General features: G+C 43.6%; 13 protein-coding genes. 12 read left to right on the forward strand and 1 reads right to left on the reverse strand.

From position 1 onward, the window contains the following. Positions 1–63: 63 nt before the first annotated feature. On the forward strand, positions 64–3,666 hold the full coding sequence (locus MHI32_RS09955) for a M14 family metallopeptidase (protein ID WP_340012274.1): 3,603 nt from the start codon (positions 64–66) through the stop codon (positions 3,664–3,666). Positions 3,667–3,735: 69 nt separating this feature from the next. On the opposite strand, the gene MHI32_RS09960 is transcribed toward MHI32_RS09955, so the two are convergent. Next, a complete protein-coding gene (locus MHI32_RS09960; RefSeq protein WP_340012276.1) occupies positions 3,736–5,613 on the reverse strand; it encodes an LTA synthase family protein in 1,878 nt (625 codons plus the stop codon). A 304-nt stretch (positions 5,614–5,917) separates the two neighbouring features. Here MHI32_RS09960 and MHI32_RS09965 point away from each other — a divergent pair, with 304 nt between their 5' ends. From MHI32_RS09965 to MHI32_RS10015, 11 genes are all read left to right on the forward strand, one after another. Next, complete coding sequence (locus MHI32_RS09965; RefSeq protein ID WP_340012277.1) at positions 5,918–6,919, forward strand: DUF4830 domain-containing protein; 1,002 nt, start codon at positions 5,918–5,920, stop codon at positions 6,917–6,919. A gap of 43 nt (positions 6,920–6,962) precedes the next feature. Continuing rightward, complete coding sequence (locus MHI32_RS09970) at positions 6,963–8,456, forward strand: stalk domain-containing protein (protein ID WP_340012278.1); 1,494 nt, start codon at positions 6,963–6,965, stop codon at positions 8,454–8,456. A 659-nt stretch (positions 8,457–9,115) separates the two neighbouring features. Further along, entirely contained in the window at positions 9,116–10,315 is a 1,200-nt protein-coding gene (locus tag MHI32_RS09975; protein WP_036679313.1) for a saccharopine dehydrogenase family protein, read from the forward strand. Positions 10,316–10,325: 10 nt separating this feature from the next. Further along, the gene (nspC, locus tag MHI32_RS09980; RefSeq protein ID WP_076125019.1) at positions 10,326–11,462 is read left to right on the forward strand and encodes a carboxynorspermidine decarboxylase; all 1,137 of its coding nucleotides are present in this window, start codon (positions 10,326–10,328) and stop codon (positions 11,460–11,462) included. Between the two features lie 500 nt (positions 11,463–11,962). Then, the gene (locus MHI32_RS09985; RefSeq protein ID WP_076278612.1) at positions 11,963–12,586 is read left to right on the forward strand and encodes a deoxynucleoside kinase; all 624 of its coding nucleotides are present in this window, start codon (positions 11,963–11,965) and stop codon (positions 12,584–12,586) included. Beyond that, positions 12,583–13,236, forward strand: coding sequence for a deoxynucleoside kinase (locus tag MHI32_RS09990; RefSeq protein WP_076125023.1), 654 nt, complete (start codon positions 12,583–12,585; stop codon positions 13,234–13,236). The genes MHI32_RS09985 and MHI32_RS09990 overlap by 4 nt, the downstream gene beginning before the upstream one ends. A gap of 283 nt (positions 13,237–13,519) precedes the next feature. Further along, positions 13,520–14,713, forward strand: coding sequence for a collagen-like protein (locus MHI32_RS09995; RefSeq protein ID WP_303048559.1), 1,194 nt, complete (start codon positions 13,520–13,522; stop codon positions 14,711–14,713). 310 nt (positions 14,714–15,023) lie between these two features. Next, positions 15,024–16,205 (forward strand): MalY/PatB family protein, encoded by a 1,182-nt coding sequence (locus MHI32_RS10000; RefSeq protein WP_076278615.1) that lies wholly within the window; start codon positions 15,024–15,026, stop codon positions 16,203–16,205. A 117-nt stretch (positions 16,206–16,322) separates the two neighbouring features. Beyond that, complete coding sequence (locus MHI32_RS10005; RefSeq protein ID WP_036679330.1) at positions 16,323–16,613, forward strand: hypothetical protein; 291 nt, start codon at positions 16,323–16,325, stop codon at positions 16,611–16,613. 63 nt (positions 16,614–16,676) lie between these two features. Continuing rightward, positions 16,677–17,627, forward strand: coding sequence for a nucleoside hydrolase (locus MHI32_RS10010; RefSeq protein ID WP_076280989.1), 951 nt, complete (start codon positions 16,677–16,679; stop codon positions 17,625–17,627). A 189-nt stretch (positions 17,628–17,816) separates the two neighbouring features. Further along, positions 17,817–19,034: a stalk domain-containing protein gene (locus MHI32_RS10015; RefSeq protein WP_254847646.1), complete on the forward strand. Its 1,218-nt coding sequence runs from the start codon at positions 17,817–17,819 to the stop codon at positions 19,032–19,034. Positions 19,035–19,365: the final 331 nt, after the last annotated feature.

Here is a 19,365-nt window from a genome sequence, read left to right on the forward strand (position 1 = left end):
TTCATATAAGTGTATATTCATTCAATTCGGGGTGAAAGTAGACAAAATTATAGGAGGTAAAAAATGTCCAAGAGAATACTATCTTTATTACTAGCTTTTACACTTATGATGTCGGGTCTGCTTCCAGCTGCATATGCAGGTGAAGTTGCAACCGAAATTAACCCGCAGGCGGTTGTTGCTCCGGTTTCTACGGAGAACACAGCTGATCCAGCGGTGCTTTCTTCAGAACAAACTACGGTAGCGACTGCTGTCTATGAACAAATAGCGGCGACAGTTTCCACAGAAGTATACAAAGCTTCTATGACGGAAGCTAGAACATTAGAATTGACTTTAGATCTTCCTGATGGGGCATCGCCTCAAGATATCATCTGGAATTTTGGCAGAACGGCGGAAGAGATGAAGCCGCTGGCAGAGTGGAAGAAATGGAATAAAGATGCGAAAGATTATTCAGGTAATCCTTTCGTAACAGTGACCTATGAGCCGATCTCAGGTTCAAAAGTAAAGGCTTTAATTCATTTTGATTTGCTGTACGGAGAGAATCTTTCATTAACGGGTATACGTGCAGAGTACGTCAAACGAGTGGGAATTTATAATCTAATCGGGACATTACCTGCTGGAGATGTGCTGGTAGAGCAGCAAGTCAAACTAAATCCATATGAAACCTATCATACATATGATGAGATTAAACCGGCGATCGATAGGATTACTGCTGAAAGCAATAATAAATATGATCGATATGTAGAGTATCAGCAAATTGGGACCTCAACTCAAGGTCGTGCCATTCATTTCTCTATTGTTGCTAAGGATAAGTCCTCAGTAGATCAATATTTGAACGAGACCTTACCACTTATGATGAATGATCCTGAAGCCCTGCAAAAGAAAATTAACGACGGGGATCTGCAGGATTATAAGGTACCTATCTGGTTGAACAACATTCATGCCGATGAAGCCAATGGTGTCGATGTAATCATTAAGTTTTTGGATACGCTGATGACACAGCAAATTGTCACCTATGATACCACTGATGAGAATGGAAATCCGAAAAAGGTAATTCTGAACATCGACGAAGCGCTTGACCATGTGATTTTCCTGCTTGATTATGTAGAGAATCCTGACGGTCGCGCGTTAAACACGCGTCAAACTTCAACACTGCTTGATCCAAATCGGGACAACTCTTACCAGACCCAGCCTGAGACACAAGCGGTAACTGCACAAATTGCTAAGTGGACGCCGCTTACCTTTTTGGACATGCATGGATTTGTAAGTGGCTTCTTGATTGAGCCTTGCACACCACCTCATGATCCTAACATTGAATATGATCTTGTAATGCCAAGTATGCTTGAGCAAGCAAATGCCATGGGGAAGGCGGGAATTGCTAATACTAAATATGATTCCTACCATATCCCTTATGAAGAATACGAAAAAACACAACAGGATCCGAACTATAAAGGAACGAATGCAACAGGTTGGGATGATGCTTCACCAGCCTACACAGCTGTATATGCCATGCATCAAGGAGCACTTGGGCATACGATTGAAGTGCCTGAATTGAATGAAGATTCACTGGATGCCTTTTATTATGCGGCTTTGGGGGCAACCGATTATGTGATCAACAACAAGCAGGAACTGTTCCTGAATCAATTGGAAATCTTCAAACGGGGTATCCAAAATGAGAATACTAATGCTGCTGTTAAAGATTATCTAATCAATGCACAGAATGAGTCCATTGGACGTCCAGGGGTAGATGAGAATACGAATTTCTTCCCTGAGTATTACATTCTTCCGGTTGCAAAAGATTTGCAAAAAAATGATCTGGAAACCTACAAAATGGTTCAGTACCTACTGCGTAACAATGTGAAAGTAGAACGGACAACAGCCAGTGTAACTGTAGATTCTGTAGTCTATCCGGCTGGAACCTATGTGGTGAATATGCATCAAGCCAAAAGAGGTTATGCGAATCTTGTCTTGTATGATGGACTAGATGTCTCGGATTTTAATGAGATGTATTCAGATACGGTACAGAATTTCTCGGCTATGCGTGGTTTTGACCGATATATTAGCCGTTCTGTTGGAGCATTCACTGGGAAAACAGAACAGGTTAGCAGTGTAACGATCCCTAGTACGAATCTGGATCAATCTCCGTTCGAGCAAAATTATGTGATTAAAAACAGCAACAATGATGCGATAAAAGCTGTGAATGAGCTGCTAGCCAACCATAAGGCAGTGACACTGCTGGAGAATGGGGGGACGGGTTACGAGAAGGGAAGTTTCCTTGTTTCCAGATCCAACCTTAGAACGGTATCGTCTAAATATCTGCTGGATATTGTGCCGTTTAGTGCTTCAGAGAACAGAACGGGTAAATTGCTTAAGGCTCCTAAGGTAGCTATTGCAGGAGCGACTGCATTTATGCTGAAGGATCTTGGATTTAACGTAACTACGGATACAGTGGCAGCAGATGTTCTAATCAATTCGGGAACGAATCTGATTGCTACAGGTAAACCATTTATCGGTTATGGAAGAACGATGCTGAAAACTGTTAAAGGGCTTAAGGTCCTCCCTGGACTGGACTATTCAACTCCGGTCAATAAGGAGGGCAAAGAAGATGCTCATGAGGGATTGTTTAAGGCTGAGGTCTCTCAGGACAATGTAATTACAGCGCCTTATGCCGATAGCGAATACCTCTACACGGTTTCCGCGGCTTATATTACAAAAGTGCCTGAAGGCGCAGAGATCTTGGCGAAATACGGATCAGGCGCTGACTTTTTCAAAGCAGGCTGGTGGCCGAATAACGAGGCTGCACAAGACCAAGTATTGGCGCTTACTTACAATACAGACAACATTCATGTGACGTTATTTGCGAATGATCTGATGAATAAATATCATCCGCAAAATCAATTCAGATTGCTTGCCAATTCAATCTATGCTGCCGCTCCAGCGGCGACTGAAGAGGATGGTATGGATAACGGGGTGAATGAACAAGAGCCAACAATACCTTCGACACCGTGGCAGCCATCTGTAACATCAACACCTGCACCGACCGTGCAGCCGTCTGCAACACCAACGCCAGCTCCAACTCCAACTGTGCAGCCGTCTGCGACACCAGCCCCAATAGGTTCTAACTTCACGGATCTAGGTAAGGTGGCGTGGGCAGCATCGGCGATTAAAGAGCTGGCGGCAAAAGGGATTCTGCAAGGGGTGAGCGATAATACCTTTGCTCCGCTTAAAGAGGTGACGCGTGCCGAGTTTATTACCATGATCGTGCGAACTTTTGATCTGCTTGATGTGAAATCATCCGCTGCCTTCAGTGACGTGAAAGCTTCTGACTGGTCTTACGGATACATTGCATCCGGGGTCAAGAACGGATTGATTAACGGTGTAGGCAATGGAAAGTTTGATCCTAACCGTGCGATTACACGCGAGGAAATGGCAATCATTGTATCCAATGCACTTGAGAAATTTAAAGGCAAGTCGGTAAGTGATACAAATGCCGCTTTGGCTAACTTTAAAGATCAGGCAACAATCGCTGCTTACGGTAAAGAAGCGGTGGCATTACTAACTCAGGAAGGTATTGTGCAAGGTCTGACTGCGGATACCTTCGGTCCTAAAAACATTGCCAACCGTGCTCAAGCAGCAGTGATTATCGATAGGATGTTGAAGCTTAATTAAGTTTTAGATTCTTATAAAAAAAACAAAAATGCCCCTCAGCTATTTGGCTGAGGGGCATTCTTTTTATAGTTACTTTGCATCATCCGTAGAAGGTAAATCCGGCAGTTGTTGAATGTAGCTGTTTGACATATTTAGAAGCCGCTGAACGGCGTCAAATTGTTCTTTTGTCGAACCGCCCTCTGTTTCAGAGCCATCGATTAGATTAAAGTTGTCTCCATCGTCGTAATCGACACCAGTTAAATACATGCTTGTGTCATTAATGAAAGAGCCGGTAGGCAAAAAGTGTCTGACAGGCAGCATGTTGGTCTGTTGGTTCATCAGGTCTTCTCCGAAGTGGAGCTGGTCTTTCATTGAAATCCCTAACAGGTTAGCTACAGTTGGCATAATGTCGATTTGGCCGCCAGTTTGGCTGTACACGGCAGGTTCACCTACACCAGGGGCATGAACGATGAAAGGAACATTGAACATATCGGTATAACCATATTCGTGGCCGACCATTTCTTCCATTAACGATTTCTCGTTGCCATCAAGGGAATATAGCGATACACCCTGATGGTCACCGTAAAAGACAATGACGCTATCATCCCATAGACCACTGGACTTTAATTGATCCAGGAATTGTCCCATTGCATAATCTGCGTAATTTTGAGCTAGAATATAGTTGCCAACTAGGGTGCCTTCATACCGTTTAGGCAGTGTCATTTTATTTTTTAACTCTGGCATTTTATAAGGGTGATGAGCACTCATAGAAATGACCATCGCGTAAAAAGGATCATCTTTAGCATCCATTTTGACTAATTCTGGAACAGTCTTGGCATAGAGTACCTCATCTGAAGCACCGAATGCGATATGATCATCATCCCCATAGAACGCTTGATCATAATACTTATCAAAGTCTAGAACTTTGTATAGGGTTTTGCGGTTCCAGAATTCTACGCTATTGGTGTGAAAGGTTGCTGTGCTATATCCATTAGCTTTCATTAACTTAGGCAGGCTCGGAAGCGCCTTATCCATATAATTGGATGAAGTGGCTACTTCGTGGTGAGGAACGTACAACGAAGTATTCACTACAAATTCAGCATCCGAAGTTGTTCCTTGCCCGGCATTAGTATAGAAGTTATTGAAATAATGTTCGCTTTTCAAAAGCTTATTTAGATTGGGTGTTACTTCCTGCCCGTCAATGCTCAGGCCCAGCAAAAAGTTCTGAAAAGATTCCATTTGTACCACGATTAGATTCTTACCTTGAGCTGCCGCCCAGTACTTCGGTGAGACAGGCTCTGTAATCCCTTTGGTCTCGTTAATGGATGGTTGCGTGATTTCTTTGCTGTCGATTATTTCTTCTGTTTCCCTTGTATCGGCAAAAATAGTATAGACCTCGTAATTAAGAATCCCCATACTCTCCGCTTTTTTGTTCTCGTTCATACTGGCATGATTTGGCCAAACATTAAAGACACAGACCGCCAAAGAAACACTGATGATTCCAAACAAAGCAGTCCGGTTCATGCGGCGGTTCATACCTCTTTCTTTCCAGATCGCAATATATTTCGGACGGAACATAAAAAACATGAAAACTACAATATCCACAAAAATGAACAAGTAGTAAGGGTCCAGCAATGAGTATGTGCTTTCTCCCACCTTAGTTACTTTATCTGCTTGTTCTAAGGCATGATAAGTAGCAATTACACCGTAATATTTGTAATACATTAGCACGGCAAAATATATGACTGAAATCAATAGGTTGGCTATCATGTAATACAGAAACTTTCGTTTGGAAGCCATCCATTCTATGAGTCCAAATACGATAAAGAAAAATGGGATCTCTGTCAGCAGCATGCTCCAGTTAGGACCGTCGCTAAAAACTACGAACCAGGCCACTGCGCATTTTAGCAGCAGGACGAAGCTAAAGACTAGGAAGGGTTTGTTTTTTATATCAAAATCTTTTTTCACTCGTTATCATCCTCTCTGATGCAATTACACCAAGGTCCTGCATATACCTGTATTTCATGGAAATCCGTTGCAATATGCCGAAGCTTATTATGCTCTCGAAGTTAACAAGTGTCAAAAGGTGGACGAGAGCCCTAGAGCGAAGCAACAGGCGATTTATGCCGCATAAGCAGGTAAAATCAACGCCAATCCCAAACTACAGGGTCCTATGCGTATAAAATGATTTTAATAATTTCCAGTATCCCGCAACTTTGTATAATATTCCTCAGTCTAAATATAGAGGAGTGATTAGAGAGGCGGGAATCAGATGACTAAGCGGCAGTTTGTAACGATGGTAACGATTTGTTTTTTTGTACTCTTAAACTCTGGATGTAATCAAGGGGAGAACTCCATAGGTGTGGAACCTGCTGCCTCTATAGCTTCAACGTCTGTACCACAGGTAACGCCGACATCTGCTCAAGTAACTATGATTCCCGAAGACTTTTTGCAAACACTGGATTATAAAGTTCAGAGCCATCCGGAGGTATTTGCAGTTGAGGTACCGCAGAACTGGGAGGTTAAGTTGGGGGAGTATCCAGTGGGACTTTACTGGCAATTAGCGAATGAGTTCTCTAAAGATGCAGGATTGGATTTGACACTGCTGAAGGGGACCACGGTAGAGGTGCAGCGGTATTCCTTAGTCGATGGTTTACCTGGTTCTGGCGAACAAAAAGAATTTTCTTATCCCTCCAACCTCGTTTTGCTTGTGCAATCAGGGAATACCGTTGGTGCGTGGCTGGAATTTAATATTCAAAGTATCGGGCCGTCGATTAAGAAGCGTAGCTTGACCGACATTACAGGACTTACATTTGAGGAGTGGACGGAGAGAGAAGGTTTGTTTGCTGAGGAAGGTGAGAATGGTGACTTAGCCTCATTAGGCCATTTCGAACTTCTGGATGCATTCTTTCAGGCTATTCAGGATGGTAATCATACCCGTGCCCGCGCATGTTTGAATCCTAATGCCTTACTCACTGCATTGACGGTTAACCGTCAAACGCATCAACTCTATAACCCGGATTTTGGTGGTGAAAATGCTCTCAGTGAAAGTATTGTTGAGGCTAAGCCTACCTCTTATAAAGTGATGGATTATGATACTGGCTTAGAAATTAAAGACATCGGTGATCGCACAACGTTAAATATTGTGGTCGATCTGTATATGAAATCACTAAATCCCGTCTTCAATACCCCAGATGGCCGGGAGATTCGCTTCGCAGTGTTGAACAAACACGCTAACGGCTGGAAGATTGGAGGTTTTGGAACGGGACCGTGAGTTGTTGCGTTATCTTTATTTTTAATAAAAGGAGTGATCTCAAGTGTTTAAACAAAGCTTGATGTCAAAAGTGCAGGTAAGTCGGATTTGTAGAGTTGTTGTCGGGACTGTTCTTTGCCTGACTATAGTCTCACCCTTAGTGGCAGCAGCAGATAATGTTGTGAATTCACCTGAAGAAAAGAAATTATTGTCTGGCATCACCCAACTGGACGCTGGTGACAGAAGTGCGTATGCCGTCACTGCGGATGGAACAGCCTGGGCGTGGGGTGGTGGGTACGGCTCTATTGGTAATGGGGCGACCACACCAGCGTATACTCCCGTCAAAATGCATATCGATCATGTAAAGCAAATCTCAGGTGGTTATCGCCATAACTTGATGTTGAAGGACGATGGTACAGTGTGGGCGGTAGGGGGGAACGAGCATGGACAACTTGGCATTGGAACACAGTCTTCTAAGATTCTTGTAGAGCCTGTTCAAGTGCAAGGGCTAACAGATGTGAAAGCTGTTTCTGCGGGGGGCACCTTTAGCTTAGCTCTTCTTAAAGATGGAACGGTCTGGGCGTGGGGAGGCAATGAACAAGGAGAACTCGGTGACGATTCGCGGAAAAACAAGCTAACCCCGGTGCAGGTGAAGGGACTACCCACCGTCCTGTCTATAGCAGCGGGATCGAATAATTCAGTGGCTCTTGGTAACGGCGGAGAGGTATGGGTGTGGGGATCACAGCAACCACTGGGAACTCAGAAGGGCGTAATCTTAAAGCCTACGCTTATTAAAGGAAGCGGAGAATATAGAGCGGTTGATATGGATGGAGCCTATGGACTTTATGGGGCGGCATTGAGATGGGATGGCACAGTATGGATTTGGAATAATTACATAGATCCATATCTGGGAGAAGCTCTAAAGCCTGTTCAGGTTCCAGGACTTACAGACGTCATTTCGCTGACAACAGATTCCGCAGTGAAGGCGGATGGGACCGTGTGGCAGTGGACGGTTGGCGATAAGAACAAGATTAATGTTACACAGTCTAAAGGCATCCAGAATGCAGTTTCCGTTTCTAAAGGGAGCAGAAATCATTATGTACTCTTAAAAGATGGTCATGTCCTTGCCTGGGGGGCAAATGAATTTGGACAGACGGGTCTGGGGGTCAGAGAGATCGAGGTGAGTACGCCTCAGCTGGTGAAAAAATCTATTCAAGTGTTGTTGAATGGGAATGAAATGGAACTGACTATGCCGCCGTTACTAATCAATAATTCGACATATGTTCCTTTAAGAGGAGTCTTCGAGCAGATGGGAGTTAATGTTCGTTGGGATGTTCCATCGAGAGCTGTGGTTGCTGTGAAGGGATCTACAACGCTGATCTTGAATTCGGTAACTGGACAAACGACTGTTAATGGAAAGATTATCGCAACAGATCAAAAACCGGTCTTCATTAATGATAGCGTTTATGTACCCCTCAGATTGATAAGTGAAATGTTGGGGGCGCAGGTAGAATGGGATGCAGGTGCTTATGCCGTTCGAATAAATTCCAATAAATAAGTTGACTATATATTAGAAGCTTTAAGCTGAACTCTCCTTCAGGGGAGCTCAGCTTTTTTGCGTGGAAGGCAGAAGATTTAGGGGGATATGCAATGACCGTAAACAAAGCGTACGCGATTTTGAAGAATGTGTGCGGGAATCTTTTCGAGGATTCTTTATACGGATGATGATGAATATTGGAAAAATGGGACAACTTATAATTATCCCAATGATCGTTCAATTATGGGCGCGAAACGGATGGGCATAGCAACAACGATTAATATTGGGACAAAAACGGGTAAGAGTATATATTACGGCCTCTTTGTATTTGCTGCAGTGCTGTTGATTGGAATGTGTGGAAACCGAACTTCTTTAGGCGGAGTTGAAAGGGTGGTGAGATTTTTCATTGATTTTAAAATAAATCGTATGAAGTATAACCCTCTTGTGATAGAATAATCTAGTTGCCCTAGTTTCTGAGAATCCACTCTGTTCCAGCAAAACACCTGATCTATACACGTGGATAATCGAGGAAATATGAGCATTTAAGAGTATTAACAAGATTTCTTAGAGATTTTACACAAAACACATCATTTTTTGTCGGTTTTTATTGATTTATTCAAAAATATTATGTATAATCAGCCTTGTTGATTTTGCAAATGGAATTTTAGGAGGTTTTTATTTTGGGAAAAGCGTTAATTATTGGCGCTGGCGGCGTAGCAAGTGTTGTTGTTCATAAATGCTGCCAGAACCCGGATGTATTTGAAGAGATCTGCATTGCTAGCAGAACTGTCGCGAAATGTGACGCTCTGAAAGATAAATTAGCCGGAGGCCGCACGAAGATTTCTACTGCTCAGCTCGATGCAGATAACACGGACGAAGTCATTGAACTGATCAAGAGCTTTGAGCCGGATGTCGTTATTAATGTCGCTCTCCCATATCAGGACCTGACGATCATGGATGCGTGCCTGGCAACAGGAGTGCACTATGTGGATACTGCCAATTATGAACCACAAGATACAGCGAAATTTGAATATTCCTGGCAGTGGGCTTACAAAGAAAGATTTGAGAAAGCTGGCCTTACCGCTTTGCTCGGCAGTGGATTTGACCCAGGAGTAACTGGCGTATTCACGGCTTACGCGCAAAAGCACTATTTTGACGAGATCCATACCATTGATATTGTAGACGCCAACGCTGGCGATCATGGATATCCATTCGCTACAAACTTTAATCCTGAAATCAATATTCGTGAAATTACCGCTAATGGCCGTTATTTCGAGAATGGCGAGTGGATTGAAACTGCACCACTTTCTGAGAAGAAAGTTTACGATCTTCCGGAAATTGGACCTAAAGATATTTATCTTTTGTACCATGAAGAGCTGGAATCCTTGGCTGTTAATATCAAGGGCGTGAAAAAGATCCGTTTCTGGATGACTTTCTCACAGAACTACCTGACTCACTTGAAAGTGCTTGAGAATGTGGGTATGACTTCTATCGAGCCTATCATGTACGAAGGTAAAGAGATCGTTCCTTTGCAATTCTTGAAGGCAATGCTGCCTGACCCAGCTTCCCTGGGACCAAGAACAAAAGGTAAAACTAACATTGGATGTATCATCCAAGGTACTAAAGACGGTAAGCCAAAAACTTATTATGTATACAACGTTTGCGATCATGAAGAATGTTATGCAGAGGTTGGCTCCCAAGCCATTTCCTATACTACAGGCGTTCCTGCAATGATCGGAGCAATGTTAATTATAAAAGGAATCTGGAAGAAACCAGGCGTGTACAACGTAGAAGAGTTCGATCCAGATCCATTCATGGAAGCTTTGAATAAACATGGTCTGCCTTGGCAAGAAGATTTCTCGCCAACGCTGCTAGACTAAGGCGCGATTGATGGATATTGATATCAGCGTTGTCCCGTCACCATGTTACCTTGTAGATGAAAGATTGCTTACCCGCAATCTTGAGATTATGAATTCTGTACAAGAACGTACAGGAGCTAAGATTTTGCTCGCGCAAAAAGGCTTCTCTATGCACTCCTTGTATCCGCTAGTTGGCAAGTACTTGCATGGCGTAACTTCCAGCTCCTTATTCGAAGCCAGACTTGGCTATGAAAAAATGGGCAAAGAGGTTCATGTCTACGCACCAGCTTATGTGGACAGTGAATTCGATGAGCTTCTTGAATATTCCGATCACATTGTGTTCAATTCTTTTGACCAGTGGAATCGATTCAAGGATCGTGTGAAAAATGCACCGAAGCACATCAGCTGCGGCATTCGAGTGAATCCGGAGTATTCCGAGATCGAAGTTCCGCTGTATGATCCATGCTACAATTATTCCAGAATGGGAGTAACTCTCCCTAACTTTAGACCTGAAGAGCTTGAGGGGATTGATGGATTACACTTCCATACCATGTGCGAACAAAATTCAGACACACTGGAGCGTACGCTCAAGGTAGTCGAAGAGAAGTTCGGACCTTATCTCAAAGGGATGAAATGGCTTAATTTTGGTGGCGGTCATCATATTACACGTCCCGATTATGATCTGGAGACCCTTGTCCGCTGCATTTTGCATATGAAAGAGACTTACGGTGTGGAAATCTATCTGGAGCCAGGTGAGGCCGTTGCGCTTAATACTGGATATTTGGTAGCTACCGTTCTGGATGTTATGCATAATGGAATGGACATTGCGATTCTCGATACTTCGGCTGAATGCCACATGCCAGATGTACTGGCTATGCCATACCGTCCGAACATTATCGATGCTGGACAACCTGGGGAATATCCTTATACGTACAGATTAGGTGGAATGACTTGCCTAGCCGGAGATGTTATTGGAGATTATTCCTTCAAGGAGCCTTTGAAATACGGCGATAGACTCGTATTCCTAGATATGGCGCATTATTCTATGGTGAAGAACCATATGTTTAACGGCGTGAATCTGCCAGCTATCGTCAGCTACAATGACGAAGAAGGAATTAAAGTAATCAAACAGTTCGCTTTCGAAGATTTCAGCGGACGTTTATCTTAATAGAATGATCAAAAAAGGTGTCCCTTCTGGGACACCTTTTTTGCTATGGTTCCAGTCCTTTGAATGCGCGATTACATCTAGGAAAAGAGAAGTGATGCTAAAGGACCGTATGACAACTATTGGTGTTTATTAGCTCGTTTAGCTAAGGTTATGGACAGTATGGCTCTTATTGGCCGGATAATGACTATAATTAGGGCGCATTTGGTAGAATAGCTACAACTGAGTCCGATTGTATGCTGATACAGCCGATTTTTCGGAAATAGAGTCTCCTCGGTCCGCTTCATGTTCGTGGGGATGGGGGGGAGATAGATATCGAACCGTTTTTTCATAGGGATTCTTCTCTTGTTATTGGGTTTATCTTACAGTTGGATACTTGTATTACTGGAAAAGTTTCTTCATAATTAGCCGCTCACAAGTAAGGTCTCATGTGATACAATAATTTAGTCTGTTTTTAAAAATAGTTATTGAAGGGTCCGTATCTGAGGAGGAAGTCAGCATCAATGAAACATGCACCGTTTATTGCAGTGGAAGGCCCGATCGGGGCTGGAAAAACAACATTAGCTTCGATGCTTGCAGAGGAATTAAACTTACCGATTATTAAGGAGATTGTTGATGAAAATCCGTTTCTGGCTAAATTTTATCAGAACATGGATGACTGGAGCTTTCAACTGGAGATGTTTTTTCTCTGTAATCGGTACAAGCAGCTTGAAGATACAGTAACTCAATACATAGATAAAGGTAAACCGGTGATCTCGGATTATCATATTTATAAGAACCTTATCTTTGGGGAACGAACGCTGAAGGGAACGAAACGAGAAAAGTATCGACAAATCTATCATGTGCTGACGGATGACCTGCCGAAGCCAAATATTATTCTCTATATAAAAGCGGATCTCGATACCTTGTTAAAAAGAATTGCCAAACGCGGACGCCCTTTTGAAGGGGATATGGATACTGCGTATTTGCAGCAATTGATAGAAGATTATGATGATGCGATGGCCTCTCTAGCGATTCAAGAGCCGTCTACCGTTATTATTACCATAGATGGAAATGCAGTCGATTTCGTGGAGAACCCAGAACACTTCGTCGAAATTGCCTCTCACCTAAAGGAGCTAATGAAATGAATCCATATAACATCCCAGATAACGCCATAATTACCGTGGCAGGAACCGTGGGGGTGGGGAAATCCACTTTAACAGGTGCTTTGGCTAAAAGGTTGAATTTTCAAACCTCGCTGGAGCAAGTTGATCATAATCCTTATCTTGAAAAATTCTATCATGATTTTGAGAGATGGAGTTTTCATCTACAGATTTATTTCTTAGCCGAACGTTTTAAAGAACAGAAGAAAATGTTCGAAATGGGCGGTGGTTTTGTTCAAGATCGCTCGATTTATGAGGACACTGGTATTTTTGCTAAAATGCATGCGGATCAAGGCACGATGTCTAAGACAGACTATGAAACCTATACAAGCTTGTATGAAGCTATGGTTATGACACCCTATTTCCCGCACCCTGATGTACTGATTTATATTGAAGGCAGTCTTCCTTCTATTTTAGCGCGAATTAATGAACGTGGCCGTGAAATGGAAATTCAAACGGACGTGTCCTACTGGGAGCATATGCATGGCAGATATTCGAAATGGATCAATGAGTTTACAGCTTGCCCAGTGCTCCGACTGAACATTGATGATTATGACGTGAATGATTCGGCATCAATGGCGGATATTCTTACGAAGGTAGGCAACACCATTCGTAAGCCTGTTGATACAATATAATAGTTGATGATTAGCAGCTCCCGTGGTTTGGGGGTTGTTTTTTTATATGCTCATAAAAAAAGACCCAAATCTATGATTTGGGCTAATAGGGAAGTGTCAGTTGTCCTAATCATAAAATACGAAAAGTAAATTAAAATGGTGTGGACATTGTAATGTGCTTAAGGGCCACCTCCTATTTTATTAGCCTTTTTTTATAAAAATAGGTTCCAGTCTAATAGAAACTAGTTATTGGTCCATGTCTAAAATTAATAAGATGCGTACACTGAACTATCTTTATAGGGAGGTGTACGCATTGAGTTGTCCAGACGATAAAAAGTGTCATAAGAAAAAAGTCGCCACTGTATTTCCTTCGAAAAGAAAAAGAAAAGAACATCGCCGAAAGGTTATTAAGAAGATTGTAAAAGTAACCTGTCCTCCACCAGAAGTGAATGTTACTACTCCCACAGTCGTTGGTGCTACAGGACCGCAAGGGCCACAAGGAGCACAAGGACTCCAAGGAATACAAGGGGCCCAAGGCATTCCCGGAGCTCAAGGAGCACGAGGACTCCAAGGAGCTGAAGGACCTCAAGGACCTGCAGGCGGCCCTCCGGGACCCCAAGGACCTCAAGGTGAACCCGGGCCAGCGGGAGCGATTGGTCCTCAGGGTGTAGCGGGCCCCGTTGGTCCTCAGGGTGCGCAAGGCGTTCCGGGTGCCCAAGGAGTTGTAGGTCCTCAGGGATCGCAAGGTTTACCGGGTCCTGCAGGAGCTATAGGACCACAAGGTTTTGTAGGAGCAACCGGAGCGCCGGGAGCACCAGGAGCACCGGGAGCAACCGGAGCAACAGGAGCACCGGGAGCGCCGGGAGCGCCGGGAGCGCCGGGAGTAGCTGGAGCAACAGGAGCACCGGGAGCGGCCGGAGCACCGGGAGCAGCAGGAGCACCGGGAGCAGCAGGAGCAACGGGAGCAACCGGGGCGCCGGGAGCAGCAGGGGCGCCGGGGGCAGCAGGAGCCGCGGGAGCAACCGGAGCACCGGGAGCAGCAGGAGCAACGGGCGCAACCGGGGCAACAGGAGGCGTATTAGGTTTTGCTGATTTTTTTGCCCTAATGCCTCCTGATAATGCAGCAACTGTAGCACCGGGCACAGACGTAAGTTTTCCTCAAAACGGACCTACTAGCGGGACAACAATAGCAAGAACAGGTCCTAGTTCTTTTAATTTAGCGGCAATAGGGACTTATCAGGTGTTGTTTCAGGTTAGTGTAACCGAAGCGGGACAACTCATCTTGACTCTTAATGGCGCAGATCTCGCTTATACCGTAGTTGGACGCGCAACAGGTACATCGCAAATCGTAGAAATGGCTATAGTGCAAACAACGGTCATTAACACCATCCTGACCGTTCGGAATCCTGCTGGTAACTCTACTGCGCTTACTATTACTCCTCTCGCTGGAGGAACAAGATCTGTTTCAGCACATCTCGTTATTACACAATTAGCGTAACAAGGTGTATTTCGTATAGATAAGTTAGTCATCTTAATATTGGTGATTTTACTTATGATTATTGTAAAGAGGAGGACGAACGAAGGTCTTCCTCTTTACTCAGAGTATTTACTGGCTTTCAAAAAAGCAGCAATCGAACAAGTTCATTTTTTAATCAAGGTGATGCTAACATTCTATTGTTTTTCTATCGTCTAACAACTTAAAATTCATCATCTATTTATGTGAATTCTTTTGATTCTATCTTAAGATGCCATATCGGTTTCCTCATGATACAATAAAAGATAAGTTTATAAGGATGAGGTGACTTTAGTTGAAGTATGATTTCGATCGCGTAATTGACCGCCGTAATACTAGCTCTTACAAATGGGACCAATCCGAGAAGTTGTTTGGTGAGAAGGATATTATGCCGCTTTGGGTGGCAGACATGGATTTTGAAAGTCCTCCCGCAGTGAAGGAAGCCATTCTGCGCCGCGCAGAACAAGGAGTTTACGGTTACAGTGTACCTAGTGATACTTATAAAGAAGCCATCACGTCATGGTTTAAAAGACGGCATGATTGGCAGATCAAACCGGAGTGGATTTCAGATTCTCCCGGAATTGTAACTTCCTTAAGCCTCTCTGTTGAACTGTTTACTGAGCCTGGGGACGGGGTTATTTTACAATCGCCAGTTTATTATCCCTTTTATGATGTCATCCAGATGAATGACCGGAAGGTTGCCAAGAATCCGCTTATCGTCCGTAATGGGCGCTTTGAGATGGATTATGAGCAATTGGAAGGGTTGATGTTGGGTGGAGCGAAGCTGCTGCTGTTATGCAGTCCGCATAATCCAGGCGGTAGAGTATGGGAAAGAGAAGAGCTGTTGAAGCTCGGTGAACTGTGCTTGCGTCACGGAGTGACAGTTATCTCTGATGAGATCCATTGTGATTTGGCGCTTCCAGGTTATGAGCATATTCCTTTTGCATCCTTGTCTGAGGAAATTGCCAATATTACGTTAACCACCCTTGCCGCTACCAAAACCTTCAATCTTCCGGGGCTTCAATCCTCTTTTATCGTGTCCTCGAATCCGGAATTGAAACGTAAATTTGATCAAAAAATGAAAGCCTTGAGCTTACATATGGCTAGTTTCTTCGCGCAAGGAGCGGTACAAGCCGCTTACAATGACGGAGAAGAATGGCTGGATGAGCTGTTACAATATGTATCAGATAATGTGGATTATACGGTCAGCTATTTGGCGGAGCATTTACCACAGGTTCATGTGATGCAGCCGCAAGGAACCTACCTGCTCTGGGTGGATTGCCGCGAACTGAACTTGGAAATAGACGGTCTGAAGCAGCTGATGTACAAAGAGGCTAAAGTGGCTTTTAATGAAGGTTCTGTTTTTGGAACAGAAGGCAAAGGCCATCTACGGATTAATCTGGCTTGTCCGAGATCCACATTAGTTGAGGCATTGGAACGCTTTTGCAAGGCAGCCGCAGCTTATACAACGAAATAAACGGTGATTACTGAAGCTTGATGATTCCGCTAATGGGATCGTTAAGCTTCTTTATTTTGCAATAGGGTAAAAAGAATAATAAAATAGAGTCCATTACGACAAGCAGGAGGACTGCAAATGAAATGGGTAGCTCAGCTTCCGTATTATAAGATACAACGAGAAATTAGGGATGGAGAACAACGAAGTGTTGCTTCCAATCGGCTAATGTATCTGTATCAAGATAGAATTGTAACACGCCATCGGGAATTCCCGCTAAAAGATATTTTCGATATGTCTTATCGCTCAATGGGGGATATGGGCGGCATGTTCTATCTCCACACGAGTAAGGGCGTGTATGCTTATTTGATAGAGTGCGATCCTGAGCGGTTTATTGAAGCCTTTAAAGAACAGGAATTGAATAAAAATTGAGCGACCCTCGTTGGCCGTGATATGATAGCTTTTATGAAAAAAACATAATGGGAGAGAACATAAATGAGCAAAACACGAATTATTATTGATGCAGATACAGGTATTGACGATGCACTGGCGATTCTATATGCCTTACGTGCTCCAAACGTAATTGTAGAAGGAATTACAACCGTTTTTGGAAATATTGAGGTCGAAAAGGCGGCGGACAATTCACTGCGGCTAATTGAGCTTGTTAAGCCCGGTTATGAGATTCCTGTAGCGATCGGAGCATCCAAGGCGCTTGTTCGTGAACACTCAGGCTACGCCACTCATGTGCATGGTGAGAACGGTATTGGCAATGTGGAAATTGCTCCATCCAGCCAGCGTCCTATTAGCGAAACTGCATCTGAGTTTATTGTTCGGATGGCTAATGAGAATCCCGGAGAGATTGTATTAGTCACACTGGCACATCTAACCAACCTTTCAATGGCGCTTGATATGGACCCTGGTATTAAGAATACTTTGAAAAAAGTAGTGGTGATGGGCGGTACGATCTTCAGTCCCGGCAATAGAACACCGGTTGCGGAAGCAAATATTGCCGGGGATCCGGAAGCTGCTGATCATGTATTTACATCTGGGCTTCCTGTTATGATGGTGGGTCTAGACGTTACGCTTAAGACGCGGATTACACAAGAGCATATCGATTTATTAAAACGTTTTGGACGTGAAGAAAATAAAGCGATCATTTCGTTTATGGAACAATCGCTTACTCATTATTTTAATTTCTATCGTGAAGCGAACTTTTTGATCAACAGCGCACCGCTGCATGATCCACTCGCACTTATGGTTGCGCTGCAACCAGATCTGGTAACCTACAAAGAGATGAATGTTCGTGTGGAGCACAAAGGTGAGTTTACATCGGGAATGGTCGTAGCGGACTTGCGGGCTCAGCCAAAAGTGGGTAAACCCATACAAGTTGCAGTGGATGTAGATGTTGAACGAGCAGTGGGAACCTTTTTGAGCGTGTTTATGTAATTTTGCCGACCTCTTCTAATATGAAAAATAATTTCGCAGCTCATAGATGACAATCTATTAATTTTACAATTGGATAATCTTTGGTAAAATGGTAGAGGACATATAAGAGTTTACAAGATTAGACTGCATATCATAGAAGAGGGAGACTTAACATTCATGAATAAGCGAATCGGTAAAGTAGTATTATGTATGGCTATTTCGCTAGGAGGCACCACGGCGTTATTCCAAAATACTACACAGGCAGCCACAGCTGGTGGAGTTAGTATTGTGCTGGATGGTTATCCACTACCATTTCCAGTAGAACCTGTTGTGATGAGCGGAACAACGATGGTGCCATTCCGAGCTATATCTGAAGCTTTGGGAATTAATGTCGAGTGGAATCAAGCGCAGAAGAAAATTACGGCTACCAAAACAGATACTGCAGGGACCAAAGTGGTAACCCTGACCCTTGGCAGCAAAAATGCAGGTGTTAACGGCGCGGTTGTGAAGTTAGGAGTTGCTCCGCAGACGATCCGGGATACAACGATGATTCCCCTTAGCTTCTTCGGCCAGCAGTTTGGTGCGGGTGTAGCTTGGAATCAATCCACGAAGACCGTATCTATTACTTCGCCGAAGACTGAGCTGTACACTCTTGGTTTCTATGCGCTGAGTTCTTATAGTGAGATTTCCTTACTTCCTAATTTTGATGCTATGGCCTTCGGTTGGAGTGGGATTGATAAAAGCGGGCAATTCACCACAACGGGGACTGATTTCAAATGGCCTCAGGCGGCTGGTGACGTAACACCAGAATCAATTGTCACGAATGCAGCGGCAGGTGGAACAGCTCCTTATCTGATGGTCTTCTCTGGAGACACCGCATCAGAGTTAACTAAGAACCTGGAAGATAAGCAGCTTCAAGAACAGACGATTACTGGAATCGTAGATCTTGCAACGCAAAAAGGATTCCAAGGCATTACCCTGGATCTGGAGGGCCTAGGTCTAACCGGTGATAAGGCGAAGGTGCAAGCAGATTACAATGCTTTTGTGAAAAACCTATCACAAAAAGCACATGCAGCAGGACTTAAACTTACCGTTATTCTTCATCCATTAAATAGTTCTTATAAAGGTTATGATTACAAAACTTTAGGAACACTTGCAGATGATTTGGTCATTATGGCGTACGATTATTTACAAGAGAAAAAAGTTCCAGAGCCGATGAGTTTAGTTGATGAAGGCATCCGGCTTGCGCTTCAGCAAGTGAGTAAGGATAAGCTGATCCTCGGGATCTCTGTGTATAGCGAAAACGAATCTTCAGTGAATTCTAAGGTAGGACTTGCTAAACGTTATGGTCTTAAAGGAATTGCAATCTGGCGTTTAGGTCTGATCGGACAGCCTGTCTGGAACGAGATGGGAAAGTCAGTAGAGTAAGCAGCAACGATCAAAAAGAGTGGTACCGCGAAGGTTAAACCTATCGCCTCTTTGGAGGCGATAGGTTTTTTCTGTTCTCTATTGAATAAATACTATTGAAGGTGGGTGTTTTATCTACCTAAGGTTTTTTTATGGGCAGAATGCAACTGTTTAGAGAGAATATCAGACGAGAGTGTTGAACAATTGGACTGCTATGCCGCTGCTTGCGAGTATCTTTTAATACCAAAGTATGAAGAACGTTATTTAGATACGGAGGTTACACTCAACGATATAACTATGCACATGCAAAATCTCAAGAAAAAATGGATAAATGGATGGCGTGGATAATTAG

The organism is Paenibacillus sp. FSL H7-0690 (assembly GCF_037980415.1).
Lineage (GTDB): Bacteria > Bacillota > Bacilli > Paenibacillales > Paenibacillaceae > Paenibacillus_AQ > Paenibacillus_AQ odorifer.

Coding starts and splice junctions, on each gene's coding strand:
- MHI32_RS09990 (WP_076125023.1), top strand. CDS start 12,583: ATGAATCCATATAACATCCCAGATAACGCCATAATTACCGTGGCAGGA.
- MHI32_RS09955 (WP_340012274.1), top strand. CDS start 64: ATGTCCAAGAGAATACTATCTTTATTACTAGCTTTTACACTTATGATG.
- MHI32_RS10005 (WP_036679330.1), top strand. CDS start 16,323: ATGAAATGGGTAGCTCAGCTTCCGTATTATAAGATACAACGAGAAATT.
- MHI32_RS10010 (WP_076280989.1), top strand. CDS start 16,677: ATGAGCAAAACACGAATTATTATTGATGCAGATACAGGTATTGACGAT.
- MHI32_RS10015 (WP_254847646.1), top strand. CDS start 17,817: ATGGCTATTTCGCTAGGAGGCACCACGGCGTTATTCCAAAATACTACA.
- MHI32_RS09985 (WP_076278612.1), top strand. CDS start 11,963: ATGAAACATGCACCGTTTATTGCAGTGGAAGGCCCGATCGGGGCTGGA.
- MHI32_RS09965 (WP_340012277.1), top strand. CDS start 5,918: ATGACTAAGCGGCAGTTTGTAACGATGGTAACGATTTGTTTTTTTGTA.
- nspC (WP_076125019.1), top strand. CDS start 10,326: ATGGATATTGATATCAGCGTTGTCCCGTCACCATGTTACCTTGTAGAT.